We start from the raw sequence: 18,822 nt of genomic DNA on the forward strand, positions 1-18,822 counted from the left end.
CTTCGCCTTCGCGGTGATTGCGGTCTTCGCCTTCAGCCTCGCTGCCACCTCATGGTAGCCATCGTCATTTTCGTGCCGGCGATGGCACTCTCTCGTCGTTCCCACGGACGAGTATGACGGCGACGACACCGCCATCGTCGGCGAAATCGACCGTTCGCCCCAGGACGGGGCGAACATTGCCGCTGGCGAAACAGAGCTTTGGCATCTCGCCGGTGCTTTTCGTTGCTATGCTCTGCGCTGCGCCGAGGTGGTGGTGGAAGGCGCAATCGCCAGAGCTATTCTCTCGGAGAGACCACCATGATGATCCTCGGCATGTTCGTTTGTACCGCGGGCCATCGGCATCCTGTGCTGGTTGCTCTTCACCTTGCTATCTTCGTCCTTCCGTTGTTCGTCGGGGTCAGCGCAGGCACGTGGGCATTCAACACCGGTGCCGGCTGGCTTGACGCGATCCTCGTCGGAAGCCTCGCAGCCGGGTTGACGCTCGGCGTCGGCCAATCCTCCTTGGCGTTGTCAGCCCCATGTGGGCCAAGGTGGCGATCACGCTGGTCTTCATCGCGCCTGCGATCGTTACCGGCTGCCATGCCTCCCATGGCATCGCGAAGCACATAATGACTTCGGAAACCTGGCAGGTCGTCTTTTCCGTCATTGGCGCGACCGCCGTCGTCGGCGTCACGGCATATCTCCGGGTGGTGGGCATGACAGCCGCCGACGGATCCGGCAGGAACGTGGTTCGCGCCTAGACCCGCGCGGACGAGGCGGATGGACCAGACCGAGGAAGGCCTAGCCACCTCATTATCGGTGGCTGGAGCAATCGGGTTCCAGGGCAGAATCGAGCAACGGCCACGTGCCGGCGCGGCCCCGTCTATGGCCTTGGACTTTCTTCAGTCGATGCCCATGGCAGACCGACCAGTCGGTAGCAGGACGGCAGCGGGCGGTCGCGGCGGCGTTGCAGGTGCGCGGAATCTGTGCCTGGAATGCGAGGGCGATGCGGTGAAGCCTGTAGCGAAGTGCAGGAGGCGCGTTGCATGCCAACGTCTCCGTTGCCAATCTGTCCCAAGAGCGCTCCAAACGGCCTCTTCAATGGGCTGATCTGGCCGAAGGACGGCTGAAGCCTCGACCGCCTGAGCCGCAACGGCGCGTCTCGACTTTCTTCCCCTGCCGGCGCCCACCCCATGCCGCAAGCGCATGGGGACCCCGAGCGCCGCCATTCCTCGCGAGACAAGAAAGCCGTTCCTGCGCCGTCCTCCGCTTTGCTCCGGTCGCAAGCGATGCGTCGTCGGTCGCCTCGGGCCAAGTGATCGCCATCGAGGCCGCATGGTGCGGGCTCGGAACAGAAAACGGAGACTTACAATGGCTACCATCGGCACCTTCAAGAAGTCCGCCTCGAACGAATTCACCGGTGAAATCGTCACCCTCAGCGTCCAGGCCAAGAACGTGCGCATCGTCCCAGACACCCGCGCCACTGGCGAGAACGCTCCCAGCCACCGGGTGCTGGTCGGCCGCGCCGAGATCGGCGCCGCATGGTCGAAGACCTCCAACGAGGGCCGCGACTACCTGGGCCTCAAGCTCGACGATCCGAGCTTCAACGCCCCGATCTACGCCAACCTCTTCGACGACGAGGAAGGTGAGGGTTTCTCGCTCATCTGGTCCCGCCCGAACGCGCGGCGGGGTGACTGAGGACCCGCGCTGGCCCCGGCCGGAAGGCCGGGGCCTCTTCCGCGGACGGTCCGGTTCGGTTCACTCAAGCCGAGAGCGATGCCGAAGCCGCATCGCCTGATGCTGATCAACCGGCCTCCGTTGGCAGAATTGTTCTGTAAAATGCAGGCTTTCACTCTGGGAATCGAGGCAAGCGATGATCGAGCCGTTTGGCGAAACCGCGCCGACCAGTGACGAACTCACCGAATACGATCGGGAACACGTCAAGCTCTATATGCGCCTGCTTGACGCCGCCGATGACGGCGCGGACTGGCGCGAGGTGGTCGAAATTCTCTTCGGCATTGATCTGACGAAGGAGCCGCAACGCGCCCGGCGCATCCATGACAGCCATCTGGCGCGAGCGCGCTGGATGGCGCGTGCAGGCTACCGTCATCTCTTGCGTCGGCCCGGCAACTAGCACCACAGCGCCTGCGGTTCCCGGGTGATGCCGGAGCGGCATCACCCGATGCCCGGCGAGGGTCTTCCGCCAATCGCTACAACCCGGAATCGTTTGCAGGCGGGGTCTATGCGTTGTTTGCGAGGAGCTCTTGGATGAGGCCGGATACGTCGCATTGGCGAGACAATGACAGCTATGATTATTTCGATACGTTGCCCATCGAGGGGCTCGCCTGGGAGTGTCTGCGGCGTCACGAACCCTATCAACGGCACTACCAAGCGCTCCTGACCACAAGAGCCGAAAAAGCACCCTTCCAGCCTGAGACACAGCGGCTGTGGGGGTTACGATTTCCCGGCCAGGCCGGATTTGTCCGCCTTGGCGCAAGACATTCTCTGGTCGCCTGACATCGATCCAGCTGTGGTTTCTCTCGTGCCGGCGCCGGAATTCCTGTCTTCCTTGCGATCGGCGCCGTTGACCGCCCTGGGCGTGCTCCGCGACAGCCCGGAAGGACGTCACACTGTCCACAGTGCAGGTGTCGCGACCCAACTTCTCCTTCTGCCCGGCAGTGACCCGCACGGCGACCTGGCGGCGCTGATCCCATTGGATGCAGAAACGTTGGGACGGATCGAAGCACTCACCCGATTCTGGCGCTCCTTGCAGGGGCGCCCCACACATTCGGACACCCGTATGACAGTACAGCAGCGCCGCCGGTTTCGTCTGATGATGCAGGCCGCAGACGCCCGTGCCAACGGCGCGAGCTACCGCGACATTGGCGTCGCCCTATACGGGTCTGAGCGCGTCGCCGCTGATCCCTGGAAGACCTCCGCGCTGCGCGATGCGGTGATCGGTCTCGTCGAAGGCGCCACCGCCATGATCGGCGGCGGCTATTTGCAAATCCTGCGTCATCGCCGCCGATCCTAGCGGGGTCTGGCCGCGCAAAAGGGGTGGAGTTTTAACCCCCCTCAATTTCCCCATCCCTGACGAAGCTTACTCTCCGCCACCGTGGTCTCCGTCTACCGCTGAACGCCAGCGGCTGCCCAAAACCCACGGAGGTTCGACCCATGCGACCCGATATCGCCGTTTTGCCGCCGCGCTTCCTGCGCACCAAGGAAGCTGCGGATTTCCTCAGCCTGTCCGCCCGCACGCTCGAAAAGCACCGGACCTATGGCACTGGTCCTTCCTACCGAAAGCTCGGCGGCCGCGTCGTCTATGCCGTCGACGACCTTCAGGCCTGGGCCGAACGCGGCGCCGTCACCTCGACATCCGATCCGCGTGGGTCGGTCCTGCCGGCCAAGCGTCATACACCGACGCCGCCGGCGCATGGCGGACGATACGCACGCTGACCGCGCGCGGATTTCCAGATGGTGGCGCGAAACCAATCCCTTTCGGAGCGCGGGCAACTCGACCTGTTCCAGGCGCTGCCTGGCGACTTCGCCCCACGAGACGCGCAGGATCTCATGGCCTATCCGTTCTTCTCCCTTTCCAAGACCCATCGAGCCGCGCCAATCGACTTCACGGCCGGCAACGTCACGATCCGGGTCGAAGCCGTACCCGATCATGGGATGGCGACCATCTGGGACGCCGACATCCTGATCTGGGCCGCAAGCCAGATCGTCGAGGCGCGCGACGCCGGCCTTCGCACCTCGCGGTTGATGGCCGCCACGCCCTATGAGATCCTCATGTTCGTGGGCCGGGGCAAGAGCCTGCGCGACTATCAGCGCTTGAAGGCGGGGCTTGACCGGCTGCAGTCGACCACCGTCTCGACGACGATTCGTCAGCCCGCCGAAGGCCGGCGTCACCGCTTCTCATGGATCAATGAGTGGCAGGAGCGCATCGATCGCCATGGCAAACCCGCGGGGATCGAGTTGATCGTCCCCGACTGGTTCTACCAGGCAGTCCTCGATGACGCGCTCGTGCTGACGATCGATCGCGCCTATTTCGACCTGACTGGCGGGCTGGAGCGCTGGCTCTATCGGCTGGTGCGCAAGCATGGCGGACGCCAGCGCGATGGCTGGCGCTTCGACTTCCGCCACCTTCACCAAAAATCCGGCAGCCTGTCGCCCTACAAGCGCTTTGCCTTCGAGTTGCGCGACATCATCCGCCGCCAGCCGCTGCCCGGCTACACGCTCTTCCTCGAAGTGGAGCTGGGCGGCCGGGTTCTGCTTGCCTTCGAGCGGATCGGCTCCTGTGGAAGGCCTGTGGACGGCCTCGTGCTATCGGGAACCGGACCTATCGTGCCATCGGGAACCGCAGGCTCGTGCTATCAGGAACCGAAACGGGGCCTAACCCTAGGAAAGCAAAGCCGAAATCGTGCCCTTAACTTAGACTCTAACCCAGATTCTAACTTTGAAGAGCGCGCGCGCAATGTGCAGAGGCTGATCCGCCGAACCAGCGACGCACTCGGGATAGAGACCGACAAGACCTCCAATGCGCCATCGGTTTCTGGCGGTCGCATCACGGCAACCAGCGCTTCCGAAGGTCCGACTCCGCCGCTTGATCCGCGCTCGGGAGCCACCCGATGAGCGCCGCACCCCTCAATCAAAAGAGCCGTGTTGGCAATGCAACTTTGACGCTGCATCTCGCCCGTGAATTGACCTCCAAGGGAAATAAGTTCGCGACCTTCGTCGTGCGCCCGACCACCGAGCTGACGGCTCAGGAGCGCGACCGCATCGCCGCTCTCCAGCACGACATCATCGTCGCCGACACGCTGCGCGCGAGGCTCGCGCGCGAATTTCCCACCACATCAGGAGAACCGAAATGATTGGCATCGCGGCTCCCCGCATGCGCGACGCGTTCCCGGCCACGCACCACGCTCGCGACGATCTCGTCCATGTCGAACTGACCTGGGTCGAGAAGAGACAGGAGAACTGGATCCGTTTCGGCACGCACGCCCGCGAACAGATCGTTGATCGTCGCCGGCGCATCCTGTCCTTTCGCCCCGGCACGGTCTTCGCATTCGTGCGCTGGGCCGCGAACGACTTCGGAACGATCTTCTCACGCATCGATATCGTCCGTGCGGTCGCGTCTGGCGAAGCCTATCAGACGCTGCCCTTCGTGCGACCCGGCGGCGACATCCTGCTGAAGGTCGAGAGCTGGCCCAAGGTCGAACGCGTGCTGCAGGCGATTGACGCCATCCAGCGCCTCGGCATCGAGCCTGAGTTGGTGTCGCCTGATCATTGGCGGCACATCCACAACCGGAAAACCGCCGGCCATGCGCCGCGCAGCTACACACTCGACCAACATCGTGCCTTCCTGCTGCGCAAGAGGACTGAGCCGTGACGCGCGCCGGGATCATCTTAGCCAGCGTTATCGCAACCATGGGCGTCGGTTATCCCGGCCTCACTTCCATGCCCGCGAAGCTCATCTGGAATGCGTCAGCCAGCGCACCGATCGGCTTCTACACGATCGACTTCGACGGACCCTTCGAGGTCACCGATCTTGTGGCCGTCGACGCGCCCGAGCCGCTCGCGGCGTTCCTCGCCGATCGCGGCTATCTGCCGAGGGGCGTGCCACTCCTGAAGCGCATCCTTGGCGTATCGGGGCAACGGGTCTGTCGCTCGAACCTCACCATCACGGTCGATGGAAACGAGGCGGGGATGGCGTTGACGCGTGACCGGGCCGGTCGTGACCTGCCGGTCTGGCAGGGTTGCCGCCGCATCGCGAGCGGCGAAGTCTTCCTGATGAACCGGCATGTCCGCGACAGCTTCGACGGCCGCTACTTCGGCCTCCTCTCCACCAGACGGATCATCGGCCGCGCCGTTCCGCTGTGGACAGACGAGGACGGCAACGGCCGCTTCGAATGGCGCGCGCCAACGCGGTGAGCGCGCGACCAACGGCGCGCGTCGTGGCGCCAGTCTTCATCACCGCACAACTGAAAACAGGAGCCAGACATGCAACAGATCGGGGAATTCACGCGCCAGAAGACTGGCTATGGCGGGCGCATCCACACGCTCAGTCTCAACCTGGATATCGCCATTGTGGCGGCAGAGGCGAGCGAAACGGAGAATGCGCCTGACTACCGCGTTCACGCCGCAAGCGAGGACGGCCCCGAGATCGGCGCCGGCTGGAAACGCTCCAGCGAAAAGGCCGGAGACTATGTCTCGATCCAGCTCGACGACCCGACCTTCGCGCAGCCAATACGCGCGAACCTCTTTCGCAATGGAGACGACAAGACGTCCTGGTCGCTGCACTGGGCGCGGCCGCGCGACCGCAGCGAGAAGGATTGAACGATGCGCGCTCGCCGTCCGTCGACGAGCCATCGCGGTGCGCCCGGGCCGCTTCGCGCTGCCTGGCGCATGGCTCTGCTCCTCCTTTGCGGCCTGTCCGTCGCGACCGTCATGCCGGCGGCAGTGGCGCAGGACCTGGCCGTTGCCCGGTCTTCTCAACGCGATCCGTTCGGCGCGCATATCGCAGAAGCCTCGCACCGCTTCGGCGTCCCGACCGCGCTGATCCGCGCCATCATGCGCAAGGAGAGTGCGGGCGATATGCGCGCCGTGTCCAGCGCAGGCGCCCGCGGCTTGATGCAGATCATGCCCGGAACATGGGACTATCTGCGCGCCCGCTGGTCGCTTGGCCGCGATCCATTCGATCCCCGGGACAACATCCTGGCTGGAACGGCGTACCTGCGCGAACTGCACGATCGCTTCGGCTCTCCGGGATTTCTGGCCGCCTACAATGCGGGACCTGCACGCTACCAGGCCTACCTCACTGGGCGTCCGTTACCGGCCGAGACCCGCGCCTATGTCGCCGCATTTGCGCCCCTGATCGGTGAAAGCGAGGGTATGCGCCCTTTCGCCGTTACGTCTGTCGAGGCCATTCCCTGGAAGCGCGGCTCGCTGTTCGTCGGTCAGCCGGATCGCAAACAAGCTGTCGCTCGGGTGCCAACCGAGCGACCACCAAATGACGCGAGCTCTGCGCCCACCGTGCGCGATGTGTCCGCCATCGTGCCGCTGTCCGAAGGCCTCTTCGTGGCGCGAGCGGGCGAAGGGATACAGCCATGAGCGCACATGGGCGTCTTCGCGCAACCGCAAGCTCCAGCGCACCATGGCGTGGGTGGAGGCGGAAGGTGGGCAGAACAACCGGAAGATGGCGAGATAAAAGGCCGCGAGGTGCGGCGTCGATCGGTTTTGCTGTTTCAATAGGTTATGCAGGATTTCCGCGAGGTGCGAAGGTTTCGCGCGCCTCGCCGGAACACCGTTTCACCTGTGATTTCGGTGCCTTGAGACGATGTGCGGATCTTCACGATGACTGACGAGGATGGTTTCCGCATCCGGCCCGGCCGCATCCGCTCGCCCAGTGCCCAGCGCGCCAGACCCTTCATCGCGCAGGCGCTTGCCGCCGCCCAGAAGGCCGGCGCCCGCATCTCTCGCTCCGGCCGGATCAGCCCGGGCAATCGCTCGACCTTCGGGCGTGGCCGCTCGGCGAGCGTGCGCGCCAATCGTCTCCTCACCGGCCGCTCGCGCGCCGTGATCATCAAGACACGGCTGGTGCGCCATCACGCGCGCGCCGCGCCGCTTGCCGCCCATTTCACCTATCTGCGCCGCGAGGGCGTCACCCGTGACGGGGAGAAGGCCAGGCTGTTCGGGCCGCAGACCGGGGAGGTGGATGGCGGTGCTTTTGCCGAGCGGTGCGGCGATGATCGGCACCACTTCCGCTTCATCGTCTCGCCGGAAGATGCCGCCGACATGGCGGACCTCAAATCCTTCGCCCGCGATCTGATGGGGCAGATGGAAAAGGACCTCGGCACGAAACTGGATTGGGCTGGCGTTGATCACTGGAACACTGACAACCCGCACCTTCACATCATCCTGCGCGGCCAGACTGATGACGGGCAGGATCTCGTGATCTCGCGCGATTACATCAAGGAGGGGATGCGCGCCCGCGCCGCTGACCTCGTCACCCAGGAGCTCGGCCTACGCACCGATCTCGACATCCGCCGCAATCTGCAGCGTCAGGTCGAGGCCGAACGTTGGACCCAGCTTGACCGGCAGCTTGTTCGCGACGGCGGCGACACAGGCGTTGTCGATCTTGGGTCCCCGGCGAACGCTCAGCCCGATGAGTTACACGTGCTGAAGGTCGGGCGGGTGCGCAAGCTCGAAACCCTTGGCCTTGCCGAACAGGTCGGCCCGGGCCAATGGATGATCGACGACAAGGCCGAGGCAACGCTGCGCGAGCTTGGCGAGCGCGGTGACATCATCAAGCGGATGCACCGCGCCCTGACAGAGCAGGGCATCGAGCGCGGCTCGGCGACCTATGTGCTGGCGGCGGAGCGCCTCGACACGCCGATCGTCGGTCGGCTGGTCGACCGCGGTCTCGATGACGAGTTGAAGGGCAGTGCCTACGCCGTGGTCGATGGCACCGACGGCCGCACCCATCATATCAAGCTGTCCGATCTCGATGCCGCCGGCGACAGCGCTCCGGGTTCCATCGTTGAGCTGCGCAAGTTCCATGACGCGCAGGGACATGGGCGCGCAGCACTCGCTGTCCGTTCCGATCTCGATATTGAGCGGCAGGTCACCGCCGCCGGCGCGACCTGGCTTGACCGCCAGAACATCGCCCGCGAACCGACTGCGTTGTCGGAAGGCGGCTTCGGCGCCGAGGTGCGGCAGGCGATGCAGCGCCGCGCCGACCATCTGGTCGAACGGGGCCTCGGCGAGCGGCATGGCCAACGCACAACCTTCACCCGCAGCCTCATCGACACGCTGCGTCGCCGCGAACTGGAGACGCTCGGCGAAAAGCTCTCGGCCGAAACCGGCCAGCCCTTCAACCGCGCCCGCGGCGGCGAATATGTCACCGGTTCCTACCGGCAGCGCTTCACGCTCGCGTCGGGCCGCTTCGCCGCGATCGATGACGGCCTCGGGTTCCAACTGGTGCCCTGGACGCCGTCCCTCGAAAAACATCTTGGCCGCCACGTCTCGGGCACCGCTCGCGATGATGGCGGCATCGACTGGAGCTTCGGCCGCAAGCGAGGCCTCGGCCTCTAACCTCATGTTGAAGAAAGGACCGCTTCTATGTCCGCCACCAAGATTCTCTGGGGCCAGATCCTCGCGGTCTTGATGATCGTGCTGATCACCACCTGGAGCGCGACGCAATGGGTGGCCTGGCGCCTGGCATTCCAGCCCGAGCTCGGCAGGCCCTGGTTCCATGTCCTGGGCTTTCCGTTTTACCTTCCGCCGTCCTTCTTCTGGTGGTGGTATGGCTTCGATGCCTACGCGCCGTCGATCTTCGTGGAGGGAGCCTTTATCGCTGCTTCCGGCGGTTTCGCCTGCGTCGCCGTCGCTATCGGCATGTCGGTCTGGCGGGCTCGCGAGGCCAAGAAGGTCGAGACCTACGGCTCCGCCCGCTGGGCCGACAAGCAGGAGGTCAAGGCAACTGGCCTTCTCGGCTCCGATGGAGTGGTGCTCGGCCGGTTTGACGGCGCCTATCTGCGCCACGACGGACCGGAGCATGTGCTGTGCTTCGCGCCCACACGTTCCGGCAAGGGTGTAGGCCTCGTCGTCCCGTCACTGCTGACCTGGCCGAGCTCCGCCGTCGTTCACGATATCAAGGGAGAGAATTGGCAGCTCACCGCGGGCTTCCGTGCCAGGCATGGCCGTGTCCTGCTGTTCGATCCGACCAATCCGAAATCCTCATCCTACAACCCGCTGCTCGAGGTGCGGCGCGGCGAATGGGAGGTCCGCGATGTTCAAAACATCGCCGACATTCTGGTCGATCCGGAAGGCTCGCTCGAGCGGCGGAACCATTGGGAGAAAACCAGCCATGCCCTGCTGGTGGGCGCGATCCTGCACGTCCTCTACGCCGAGAGGGACAAGACGCTTGCCGGCGTCGCCGGTTTCCTTTCCGATCCAAAGCGTCCGATTGAATCGACGCTGTCTGCGATGATGAAAACGGCGCATCTGGGTGAAGCCGGTCCGCACCCGGTCATCGCCAGCGCCGCGCGGGAGCTGTTGAACAAATCAGACAACGAGCGCTCTGGCGTCCTCTCCACCGCCATGTCTTTCCTTGGCCTCTATCGCGATCCTGTCGTGGCCGAGGTCACGCGCCGCTGCGACTGGCGCATTAGCGACCTTATCGACGAGCATCCGACGACACTCTACCTCGTCGTGCCGCCGTCCGACATCAACCGGACCAAGCCGCTCATTCGCCTGATCCTCAATCAGATCGGCCGCCGCTTGACCGAAGATCTGCAGGTGAGGGCGAAAGGGCAACGGCTGCTCCTGATGCTAGACGAGTTCCCGGCGCTTGGCCGCCTCGATTTCTTCGAGTCGGCGCTCGCCTTCATGGCCGGCTACGGCCTGAAAAGCTTCCTCATCGCTCAATCGCTCAACCAGATCGAGCGGGCGTACGGCGCCAACAACTCGATCCTCGACAACTGCCACGTCCGGGTAAGCTTTGCGACCAATGATGAGCGCACCGCCAAGCGGGTGTCCGATGCGCTGGGAACAGCGACCGAGATGAGGGCCATGAGGAACTATGCCGGCCACCGGCTGTCGCCGTGGCTCGGTCATCTCATGGTCTCCCGCTCCGAGACGGCTCGCCCGCTGCTCACGCCGGGTGAAGTCATGCAGCTGCCGGCGACCGACGAGATTGTCATGGTCGCGGGTGCTCCGCCGATCCGGGCCAAAAAGGCGCGCTATCATGAGGATGCTCGCCTCCGGGAGCGTATCCTGCCGCCGCCGGTGCTGGCAGCGGCGGCGGAGGGGAGGCCCGACGACTGGACCAGACTGCCTCTGCCTTCCCGTCCGCAGATTGCCGAAGCCATGTCGGCGCCGTTGGCCACGGATGACGACACAACTGATTCCGAGCGTCGTCGGCAACCCGAGCTCAGTCGCGTCGAGCAGGTCGTGAAGCCTTCGACCGGGAATGAATTCGAGATCGACCTGGACGATGTAGAGGACGAGGTTGCCCGCAACCGTCGACTGACGCGCCTGATGCAAGGCGTTGCGCGGCAGGCGTCGCTCGACCCCGGCGACGGCGTGGATATGTGAGGCTGCCATGGTAAAGCCACCTCGCAAGCAACGCCTGTCCGTCTATCTCGATCCGAAGGTCATGAGCAGGCTGGCCGAACATGCGGCGCGCCGTGATCTTTCACGGTCGCTCGTCGCGGAGGCGGCCATCGAGTCGTTTCTCTCACCCGATGCCGCCGAGCGGCAGGAGGCGGCGATCACCAAGCGGCTTGACCAGCTCGATCGCCGTATGACACGCCAGGAGCGCGATGTCGCGATTGCCGTGGAGACGCTCGCAGTTTTCGTCCGCTTCTGGCTGGCGACGACGCCGTCTTTGCCCGAGCCCGCGGCGCAGGCCGCCCACGCCAAGGCTGGCGAGCGCTATGATGCCTTCGTCACCGCGCTCGGCCGGCGCCTGGCGAGAGGTCCAAAGCTCCGACAGGAGATCTCCGAGGATATCGATGGCGGCGTGGACGCAAACCAGCCCGGCAGGCCCGTGGGATAAATGGGCGGGCGGACCGCGATTTTGCAAACCTCGATCAGGATTTTTCGTTGAGAATTATAGTCTGTATGCTATAAGGCAAGGAAGAATGAAAAACCAAAAGCCCGCAGTATGGATGGGGTCGTCGAAGGATGATCTGCGCGAGTTTCCGGTCGATGTTCGCCGGTTGATGGGTGTCGCAATCAACGACGCCCAGAATGGCGAGGAGCACCCGGCTGTCAAAGCCCTGAAAGGGTTTGGGGGCCGCAGCATCCTCGAGGTGGTCGACGATTTCGACGGAGATACCTACCGCGCCGTCTACACCGTCCGCTTCGCTGGTATGATCTATGTCCTTCATTGCTTCCAGAAGAAGTCGAAGAAGGGCAGGGAGACGCCCAAGCAAGAAATCGATCTCGTGACAGTGCGATTGAAGGCGGCCGAGGCGCATTACCGCGAAAACTATGGGAAAGGAACAAAGTCATGACAGAAGACATCACCGCCGAAGTGAGCAGCGGAAACGTGTTTGCGGACCTCGGCTTTGACAATCCCGAAGAGGAATTGCTCAAGGCCAAGCTGGCCCGCGAGATCCGCGCCATTATCAAGCGCCGGCGCCTGACCCAGGCGAAGTCGGCTGAACTGCTCGGAATGAAGCAGCCGGACGTCTCCGCGATCGTCACCGGACGAACGGGGAAGTTTTCAATAGACAGGCTGGTTAGGTGTCTGGACCGGCTCGACTACAAGGTCGACGTGGTGGTTCGCCACAAGCCTCGACGGTCAACTCGTGCTGAGGCCGCTTGAACAGACGGCTTTGCCGAAGAGCCCACAATTGATTTCTATCCCACCGACGTTCTTGCAGCATAGTGGGTCGGCCCGCCTCGGCCATTCTTTGCTGGTCTGCGGTCAATCACCGTGAACAAGGCAAGGCGGATAACCCGTTGTTATGCGAGCCTGTGCCGCCGCATTACACCCCATTCGTGCCAGATCAGCACCATGACGACCGCGTCGAAGACGGTCAGCACGAGTAGGCCCGGAGAGTAGGTGTAGGAATAGCGGTAGACTTGATAGATCATGAACGCTCCCAGCGCCGCGAGCGAAGCCGGATACGACCACAGCTTGTCTCGCAAAAGCCCAACGACCAGGAGCAGCTTTATCAGGCCGTGGCTAAGGAGGTAGAAGGCGTAGAACTCCTTGCTGGCGATCGAAAAATGGCGTGCCATCTGCGACAGATAGCCAGCTATGAAATCATTCGGATCTTCGATCAATTCGTCTTGGGTGAAGGCATTGACCCACGAGGCAATGGTGTTTGTGCTGACGAGATAAAGCAGGACCCCGCCAAGGCATTCGATCAGGGCGTGCGCACCCTTGAGCCAGACGCTGACTTCAAAAATCTGATGAATGCGACGTTCGTCGACAAAATTCACCTCGCGATCGACAACAACGGAAGCAAGCAAGAATGGATGCAACTCTCACCCATTGGATCAACGCGGTAGCCGGGCTTCACCCGGTGCTTGATAGGGCAATGATCGGCGTCTCACAAATAGGCGTTCCGGTCATGGTGCTGGCTGTGGTTCTGCAGTGGTGGGTGAAAGTCGACCGCTATCACGTTCGACACGCGGCCTTGTCGACCGGTCTGGCGTTCCTGCTGGGTCTCGCGATCAACCAGCTCATTCTTCTGTTCGTGCATCGAGTACGCCCTACGATGCCGGAGTCACGCATCTGTTGATTGCGCCCAGCGCCGATTGGTCGTTCCCGTCAGACCACGCGACTGCAAGCTTTGCGATCGTTGCAGCCTTCGCGATGCAAGCTCTGCCGCGCCGGGCGCTGGCATTCATCATTATGGCATTCCTGATTTGCTGGTCGAGAATCTATATCGGCACCCACTATGTCACCGACGTGATCGGCGGTGCCATCACTGGGGTCCTTGGGGCCATTGTGGTGCGATTGGCTTACCGCGAGAACTCCCGGTTGGACAAACTGGTGACCAACATTTTTTAGATCGACGGGAGGAGCTTCCCTTCCTCCAGAGGCGCAAGCCTGAAGCGCCTCCTGACCTCCAATGGTGTCGCTTGGTCAGCCAGGGCAGCAATGCAGACACGTAACTGGCAGGCGGATTGGCGCGGCTTGGCGGATCCCCATGGCGGGTTCCGAGCCGAAGCTTTGTCCCAATCTGGAGAGCTTGGCAGGAAAGGAGGGACCGGCAGTGGATTACCTGGATGCTGGAACCGAGCAGAAGAATTGCCCAGAGCTAAGTGACGCCTAAGAGATTTGAGGCGAGATCGTCAATGCTGGTCGCCGGACATCCCGCCGACCGCCTGTATTTGCACGCTACGCCACTACGCCTCGACATAGGTGTTGAAACCACTCGAGATGTGGCTCTCTTAATCATCCCCGTCCAGGGGCCGCCCATGTTCCCCCGGATCGAAACGGGGACAGGATGGCAGCTTCGCCTCACAATTCAGAAGGTCTGGCGCGCGGCGCACGCATGTTGCGCACAGCGCTTGGACCCGCGATCGCGCGCTATCTCGACGATGCGGGCATCGTCGAAGTGATGCTCAACCCCGATGGGCGTTTGTGGATCGATCGCCTGTCCGAGGGACTATCCGACACTGGAGAGCGTCTGTCGGCGGCGGACGGCGAACGTATCGTTCGGCTCGTCGCTCATCATGTCGGTGCCGAAGTCCATGCCGGCGCGCCACGCGTCTCGGCCGAGCTGCCCGAGACGGGGGAGCGGTTCGAGGGGCTTCTTCCTCCCGTCGTCGCGGCGCCCGCCTTCGCGATCCGCAAGCCCGCCGTCGCCATCTTCACCCTTGAGGACTATGTCGCGGCGGGGATCATGTCGGCGCAGCAGGCGGACGCGCTGCGCCAGGGCGTTGCCAACCGGGCGAACATTCTCGTCGCTGGCGGCACATCCACGGGCAAGACCACGCTGATCAACGCGCTGCTCGCTGAAGTGGCCAAGACCGCCGATCGCGTCGTCATCATCGAGGATACGCGCGAACTGCAATGCGCCGCGCCAAATCTCGTGGCGATGCGCACGAAAGACGGCGTCGCGTCGCTCTCCGATCTCGTTCGCTCATCGCTGCGCCTGCGCCCCGACCGCATTCCGGTCGGCGAGGTGCGCGGGTCCGAGGCGCTCGAGCTGCTCAAGGCCTGGGGCACCGGCCACCCCGGTGGCCTCGGCACGATCCACGCCGGCAGCGCCACCGGCGCGCTCCGACGCATGGAGCAACTCATCCAGGAAGCCGTCGTCACGGTCCCGCGCGCTTTGATCGCGGAGACGATCGACCTGATTGCCGTCCTTTCCGGCCGCGGTTCCGCGCGCCGGCTGTCCGAACTCGCCCGTGTCGATGGCCTGCGCCCGGACGGCGATTACCAGGTCGCGCCAGCCGTCCTCGCGAGCGGCGACAGCCCGACCTTGCACATCCAAAGCCCTGAAGGAGAAAATCCGTGATCCAACGCCTGCGCCTCGCTCGCCATCCTCTCGCCATGACAGTTTTCGTTCCCACGCTCATCCTGGGGATGGCCGCGCCCGCTTTTGCCTCCGGCTCGTCGATGCCGTGGGAACAACCGCTGCAACAGATCCTCCAGTCGATCGAGGGCCCGGTCGCCAAGATCATGGCGGTGATCATCATCATCGTCACGGGCCTGACACTCGCCTTCGGCGACACGTCGGGCGGCTTCCGCCGGCTCATCCAGATCGTGTTCGGCCTGTCCATCGCTTTCGCGGCGTCGAGCTTCTTCCTGTCGTTCTTCTCGTTCGGCGGCGGAGCGCTGGTCTGATGGCGGGTTCGGTCGAACAGAGCGGGTCAATGCCGGACTACGCAGTGCCGGGTTATGCGGTCCTCGTGCACCGGGCGCTGACCGAGCCGATCCTGCTCGGTGGCGCCCCGCGCGCCATTGCCATCATGAACGGGACGCTTGCGGGCGCCGTGGGGCTGGGGCTGCGTCTGTGGCTCGTCGGCATCGTCATCTGGGCGATCGGCCATGTTGCCGCCGTCTGGGCCGCCAAGCGCGATCCGCTCTTCGTCGACGTCGTTCGCCGGCATCTGCGCATCCCCGCGCGTCTCACGGCCTAAGCGAGGTCGCGCCGATGATGAACCTTGCCGAATATCGTAACCGTAGCAGCCGGCTCGCCGACTTCCTGCCCTGGGTGGCATTGGTCGGCGCCGGCGTCGTCCTCAACAAGGACGGCAGCTTCCAGCGCACCGCGCGCTTTCGCGGTCCCGATCTCGACAGCGCCGTTCCGGCCGAACTGGTTGCCGTCGCCGGCCGCCTCAACAATGCCTTCCGCCGTCTCGGCTCCGGTTGGGCGATCTTCGTCGAGGCGCAGCGCCATGCCTCGACCCGTTATCCCGACAGCAGCTTTCCGGATGCGGCCTCGACGCTGGTCGACGCGGAGCGCAAGGCGGGCTTCGAGGAGGCTGGCGCGCATTTCGAGTCCAGCTACTTCCTGACGCTCACCTATCTCGCGCCCGCCGAAGATACTGCGCGAGCGGAAAGCTGGCTCTACGAAGGCCGCGAGAAGAGGGGCCTCGACCCCAATGCGGTGCTGACCGGGTTCACTGACCGCAGCGACCGCGTCCTGCGCCTTGTCGAAGCCTTCATGCCGGAGTGCCGCTGGCTCGATGACGCCGAGACGCTCACCTATCTGCATGGCTGCGTCTCGGCCAATCGCCACCGTGTCCGCGTGCCCGAAACGCCGATGTATCTCGATGCCATGCTGGCCGATCAGCCGCTGACCGGCGGGCTCGAGCCCCGGCTTGGAGCGTCGCATCTGCGCATTCTCACGGTCACGGGGTTCCCGACCGCGACCACGCCGGGTCTGCTCGACGAACTGAACCGGCTGGCCTTTCCGTATCGCTGGTCGACACGCGCGATCCTGCTCGACAAGACCGATGCCACCAGGCTGCTGACAAAGATCCGCCGTCAATGGTTCGCCAAGCGCAAGTCGGTCGCGGCGATCCTCAAGGAGGTGATGACCAACGAGGCGTCCGTCCTCGTCGACACCGACGCCGCAAACAAGGCCGCCGACGCCGACATGGCGCTGCAGGAGCTCGGCGCCGACTATGCCGGCATGGCCTATGTCACCGCGACGGTGACGGTGTGGGACGATGATCCCCACGCCGCCGACGAAAAACTGCGCCGGGTCGAAAAGGTCATCCAGGGCCGCGATTTCACAGCGATCATCGAAACCATCAACGCCGTTGACGCCTGGCTCGGCAGCCTGCCGGGTCACGTCTACGCCAACGTCCGTCAACCTCCCATCTCCACGCTTAATCTCGCCCACATCATTCCGCTTTCCGCGGTGTGGGCGGGCGAGGTGCGGGACGAGCATTTTGCAGCGCCCCCTCTGCTCTTCGGCAAGACCGAAGGCTCGACCCCGTTCCGGCTTTCGCTTCACGTCGGCGACGTCGGCCACACGCTGATCGTCGGCCCGACCGGCGCGGGCAAGTCCGTGCTGCTGGCACTGATGGCGCTGCAGTTCCGCCGCTATGCAGGGTCCCAGGTATACGCCTTCGATTTCGGCGGCTCGATCCGCGCGGCGGCACTCGCCATGGGCGGCGACTGGCATGATCTCGGCGGCGATCTCAGTGATGGGGCGATCGACAGCGTCAGCCTTCAGCCGTTCGCCCGCATTCATCATGTCCCCGAGCGCGCCTGGGCCGCCGACTGGATCGTGTCGATCCTGACGCGGGAGAACGTGGCGATGACGCCTGAGGTCAAGGAGCATATCTGGACGGCGTTGAGCTCCCTGGCGTCCGCGCCTGTCGAGGAGCGCACCATCACCGGTCTGGTCGTCCTGCTGCAATCAAATGATCTCAAGCAGGCGCTGCGCCCCTATTGCGTTGGGGGTCCCTACGGCCGCCTGCTCGATGCCGAGCGCGAGCAACTCGGATCGGCGTCGGTCCAGGCATTCGAAACCGAAGGGCTGATCGGAACGGGTGCTGCGCCCGCGGTCCTGTCCTATCTCTTCCATCGCATCGAGGACCGGCTCGATGGCTCGCCAACCCTCCTCATCATCGACGAAGGCTGGCTTGCGCTGGACGATGAGGGCTTTGCCGGCCAGCTCCGCGAATGGCTGAAGACGCTGCGCAAGAAGAACTCCAGCGTCATCTTCGCCACGCAGTCGCTCAGCGACATTGACGGCTCGGCAATCGCGCCCGCGATCATCGAGAGCTGCCAGACCCGTCTTCTGCTGCCGAACGAGCGCGCCATCGAGCCGCAGATCACGGCGATCTATCGTCGCTTCGGCCTCAACGATCGGCAGATCGAGATCATCGCGCGGGCGATGCCGAAGCGCGACTATTACTGCCAGTCCCGACGCGGCAACCGGCTGTTCGAGCTCGGTCTGTCGGATGTGGGGCTCGCGCTCTGCGCTGTGTCCTCGAAGACCGACCAGGCCGCGATCGCACGCATCTTCGCCGAGCACGGCCGCGACGGATTCCTCGCAGCCTGGCTTAGCCATCGTGGCGTCGGCTGGGCCGCTGAACTTGTTCCCGCCCTAACCAGCCCCGCCCTCACCAACAAGGAGAAGTCCCCATGAAACTGCGCCGTTCCCTTGGCATGCGGTTCGCCGCCGCACTGCTTGTCGCACCCGCCGCATTCTCGCCCTTCCTGGCGACGCCGGCACACGCCATCATCGTTTTCGATCCCTCGAACTATTCGCAAAACGTCCTGACGGCAGCGCGCTCGCTCGAACAGATCACCAACCAGATCACCTCGCTCCAGAACCAGGCGCAGATGCTCATCAACCAGGCGCGCAATCTCGCAAGCCTGCCGTTCTCCTCGCTGGAACAGCTTCAGCAGTCCGTGCAGCGTACGCAGCAACTGCTCAGTCAGGCGCAGAACGTTGCCTATGACGTGCGGCAGATCGATCAGGCCTTCCAGCAGAAATACGGCAACGTCTCGCTATCGGCTTCGGACCAGCAACTCGTCGCCGACGCGCGCTCGCGCTGGGGCAACACGGTTGGTGGCCTTCAGGATGCCATGCGTGTGCAGGCGGGCGTCGTCGGCAACATTGACACCAATCGCAGTGAGATGTCGGCACTGGTCGGCCAAAGCCAGGGTGCGACGGGCGCGCTTCAGGCAACACAGGCCGGCAACCAGCTCCTCGGGCTTCAGGCGCAGCAGCTTGCCGATCTCACCGCTGTCGTCGCCGCGAATGGTCGGGCGCAAGCGTTGCAATCGGCCGAGCAGGCCACCGCCGCCGACCAGGGCCGGGAGCAGCGCCGCCGCTTCCTGACGCAGGGCTCGGGCTACCAACCCGGCAGTGCGCAGATGTTCTATGGCAAGAACTGAGGCCG

At 64.1% G+C, this 18,822-nt stretch carries 26 protein-coding genes; 24 read left to right on the forward strand and 2 right to left on the reverse strand.

Annotated elements, in window-relative coordinates:
* Window positions 1–225: 225 nt before the first annotated feature.
* Entirely contained in the window at window positions 226–495 is a 270-nt protein-coding gene (locus NKJ75_RS18105; RefSeq protein WP_352500015.1) for a hypothetical protein, read from the reverse strand.
* Between the two features lie 23 nt (window positions 496–518).
* On the opposite strand from NKJ75_RS18105, the gene NKJ75_RS18110 reads away from it, so the two are divergent.
* The 17 genes from NKJ75_RS18110 (at window position 519) to NKJ75_RS18190 (ending at window position 12,316) form a co-directional block, all read left to right on the forward strand.
* The gene (locus NKJ75_RS18110; RefSeq protein ID WP_352500016.1) at window positions 519–740 is read left to right on the forward strand and encodes a hypothetical protein; all 222 of its coding nucleotides are present in this window, start codon (window positions 519–521) and stop codon (window positions 738–740) included.
* A gap of 610 nt (window positions 741–1,350) precedes the next feature.
* Window positions 1,351–1,677, forward strand: a complete 327-nt coding sequence (locus NKJ75_RS18115) for a DUF736 domain-containing protein (RefSeq protein ID WP_023731557.1) — start codon at window positions 1,351–1,353, stop codon at window positions 1,675–1,677.
* A gap of 175 nt (window positions 1,678–1,852) precedes the next feature.
* The gene (locus NKJ75_RS18120) at window positions 1,853–2,113 is read left to right on the forward strand and encodes a DNA -binding domain-containing protein (RefSeq protein ID WP_352463687.1); all 261 of its coding nucleotides are present in this window, start codon (window positions 1,853–1,855) and stop codon (window positions 2,111–2,113) included.
* Window positions 2,114–2,247: 134 nt separating this feature from the next.
* Complete coding sequence (locus tag NKJ75_RS18125; protein ID WP_352463686.1) at window positions 2,248–2,496, forward strand: transcriptional regulator domain-containing protein; 249 nt, start codon at window positions 2,248–2,250, stop codon at window positions 2,494–2,496.
* Window positions 2,468–3,013: a DUF2285 domain-containing protein gene (locus NKJ75_RS18130; protein ID WP_352463685.1), complete on the forward strand. Its 546-nt coding sequence runs from the start codon at window positions 2,468–2,470 to the stop codon at window positions 3,011–3,013. The genes NKJ75_RS18125 and NKJ75_RS18130 overlap by 29 nt, the downstream gene beginning before the upstream one ends.
* 140 nt (window positions 3,014–3,153) lie before the next feature.
* Window positions 3,154–3,435: a helix-turn-helix transcriptional regulator gene (locus NKJ75_RS18135; protein ID WP_023808373.1), complete on the forward strand. Its 282-nt coding sequence runs from the start codon at window positions 3,154–3,156 to the stop codon at window positions 3,433–3,435.
* A gap of 18 nt (window positions 3,436–3,453) precedes the next feature.
* Window positions 3,454–4,614 (forward strand): replication initiator protein A, encoded by a 1,161-nt coding sequence (locus NKJ75_RS18140; protein ID WP_352463684.1) that lies wholly within the window; start codon window positions 3,454–3,456, stop codon window positions 4,612–4,614.
* A complete protein-coding gene (locus NKJ75_RS18145; protein WP_023715501.1) occupies window positions 4,611–4,853 on the forward strand; it encodes a hypothetical protein in 243 nt (80 codons plus the stop codon). The genes NKJ75_RS18140 and NKJ75_RS18145 overlap by 4 nt, the downstream gene beginning before the upstream one ends.
* Window positions 4,850–5,371 (forward strand): DUF2840 domain-containing protein, encoded by a 522-nt coding sequence (locus tag NKJ75_RS18150; protein ID WP_352463683.1) that lies wholly within the window; start codon window positions 4,850–4,852, stop codon window positions 5,369–5,371. The genes NKJ75_RS18145 and NKJ75_RS18150 overlap by 4 nt, the downstream gene beginning before the upstream one ends.
* Complete coding sequence (locus NKJ75_RS18155) at window positions 5,368–5,913, forward strand: S26 family signal peptidase (RefSeq protein WP_023715503.1); 546 nt, start codon at window positions 5,368–5,370, stop codon at window positions 5,911–5,913. The genes NKJ75_RS18150 and NKJ75_RS18155 overlap by 4 nt, the downstream gene beginning before the upstream one ends.
* A gap of 69 nt (window positions 5,914–5,982) precedes the next feature.
* Window positions 5,983–6,318 carry a DUF736 domain-containing protein gene (locus tag NKJ75_RS18160; RefSeq protein ID WP_352463682.1) on the forward strand — a complete coding sequence of 112 codons (336 nt, stop codon included), beginning with the start codon at window positions 5,983–5,985 and terminating at the stop codon, window positions 6,316–6,318.
* 3 nt (window positions 6,319–6,321) lie between these two features.
* On the forward strand, window positions 6,322–7,092 hold the full coding sequence (locus NKJ75_RS18165) for a lytic transglycosylase domain-containing protein (RefSeq protein ID WP_031214327.1): 771 nt from the start codon (window positions 6,322–6,324) through the stop codon (window positions 7,090–7,092).
* 243 nt (window positions 7,093–7,335) lie between these two features.
* The gene (locus NKJ75_RS18170; RefSeq protein ID WP_352463681.1) at window positions 7,336–9,075 is read left to right on the forward strand and encodes a relaxase/mobilization nuclease domain-containing protein; all 1,740 of its coding nucleotides are present in this window, start codon (window positions 7,336–7,338) and stop codon (window positions 9,073–9,075) included.
* Window positions 9,076–9,102: 27 nt separating this feature from the next.
* Window positions 9,103–11,079: a conjugal transfer protein TraG gene (locus tag NKJ75_RS18175; RefSeq protein WP_352463680.1), complete on the forward strand. Its 1,977-nt coding sequence runs from the start codon at window positions 9,103–9,105 to the stop codon at window positions 11,077–11,079.
* A gap of 7 nt (window positions 11,080–11,086) precedes the next feature.
* Window positions 11,087–11,542 carry a ribbon-helix-helix protein, CopG family gene (locus tag NKJ75_RS18180; RefSeq protein WP_352463679.1) on the forward strand — a complete coding sequence of 152 codons (456 nt, stop codon included), beginning with the start codon at window positions 11,087–11,089 and terminating at the stop codon, window positions 11,540–11,542.
* Window positions 11,543–11,654: 112 nt separating this feature from the next.
* Window positions 11,655–12,002, forward strand: coding sequence for a type II toxin-antitoxin system RelE/ParE family toxin (locus tag NKJ75_RS18185; RefSeq protein WP_502902893.1), 348 nt, complete (start codon window positions 11,655–11,657; stop codon window positions 12,000–12,002).
* Window positions 11,999–12,316: a helix-turn-helix domain-containing protein gene (locus NKJ75_RS18190; RefSeq protein WP_023707464.1), complete on the forward strand. Its 318-nt coding sequence runs from the start codon at window positions 11,999–12,001 to the stop codon at window positions 12,314–12,316. Before NKJ75_RS18185 ends, NKJ75_RS18190 begins: the two co-directional genes overlap by 4 nt.
* A gap of 140 nt (window positions 12,317–12,456) precedes the next feature.
* Here NKJ75_RS18190 and NKJ75_RS18195 read toward each other — a convergent pair whose 3' ends face one another.
* Window positions 12,457–12,969 carry a DUF2127 domain-containing protein gene (locus tag NKJ75_RS18195; RefSeq protein ID WP_352463677.1) on the reverse strand — a complete coding sequence of 171 codons (513 nt, stop codon included), beginning with the start codon at window positions 12,967–12,969 and terminating at the stop codon, window positions 12,457–12,459.
* Between the two features lie 2 nt (window positions 12,970–12,971).
* On the opposite strand from NKJ75_RS18195, the gene NKJ75_RS18200 reads away from it, so the two are divergent.
* The 7 genes from NKJ75_RS18200 (at window position 12,972) to trbJ (ending at window position 18,817) form a co-directional block, all read left to right on the forward strand.
* Window positions 12,972–13,241, forward strand: coding sequence for a phosphatase PAP2 family protein (locus NKJ75_RS18200; RefSeq protein ID WP_352463676.1), 270 nt, complete (start codon window positions 12,972–12,974; stop codon window positions 13,239–13,241).
* The gene (locus NKJ75_RS18205; RefSeq protein WP_352463675.1) at window positions 13,238–13,513 is read left to right on the forward strand and encodes a phosphatase PAP2 family protein; all 276 of its coding nucleotides are present in this window, start codon (window positions 13,238–13,240) and stop codon (window positions 13,511–13,513) included. The genes NKJ75_RS18200 and NKJ75_RS18205 overlap by 4 nt, the downstream gene beginning before the upstream one ends.
* Window positions 13,514–13,952: 439 nt before the next feature.
* Entirely contained in the window at window positions 13,953–14,969 is a 1,017-nt protein-coding gene (gene trbB, locus NKJ75_RS18210) for a P-type conjugative transfer ATPase TrbB (RefSeq protein ID WP_352463674.1), read from the forward strand.
* Between the two features lie 35 nt (window positions 14,970–15,004).
* A complete protein-coding gene (locus NKJ75_RS18215; RefSeq protein ID WP_352463697.1) occupies window positions 15,005–15,298 on the forward strand; it encodes a TrbC/VirB2 family type IV secretion system protein in 294 nt (97 codons plus the stop codon).
* A gap of 29 nt (window positions 15,299–15,327) precedes the next feature.
* A complete protein-coding gene (locus tag NKJ75_RS18220; RefSeq protein WP_352500017.1) occupies window positions 15,328–15,594 on the forward strand; it encodes a VirB3 family type IV secretion system protein in 267 nt (88 codons plus the stop codon).
* A gap of 14 nt (window positions 15,595–15,608) precedes the next feature.
* A complete protein-coding gene (trbE, locus tag NKJ75_RS18225; RefSeq protein WP_352463672.1) occupies window positions 15,609–18,062 on the forward strand; it encodes a conjugal transfer protein TrbE in 2,454 nt (817 codons plus the stop codon).
* On the forward strand, window positions 18,059–18,817 hold the full coding sequence (trbJ, locus tag NKJ75_RS18230) for a P-type conjugative transfer protein TrbJ (RefSeq protein WP_023825257.1): 759 nt from the start codon (window positions 18,059–18,061) through the stop codon (window positions 18,815–18,817). Before trbE ends, trbJ begins: the two co-directional genes overlap by 4 nt.
* Window positions 18,818–18,822 lie beyond the last annotated feature (5 nt).

Source organism: Mesorhizobium sp. M0058, from assembly GCF_040323095.1.
GTDB lineage: Bacteria > Pseudomonadota > Alphaproteobacteria > Rhizobiales > Rhizobiaceae > Mesorhizobium.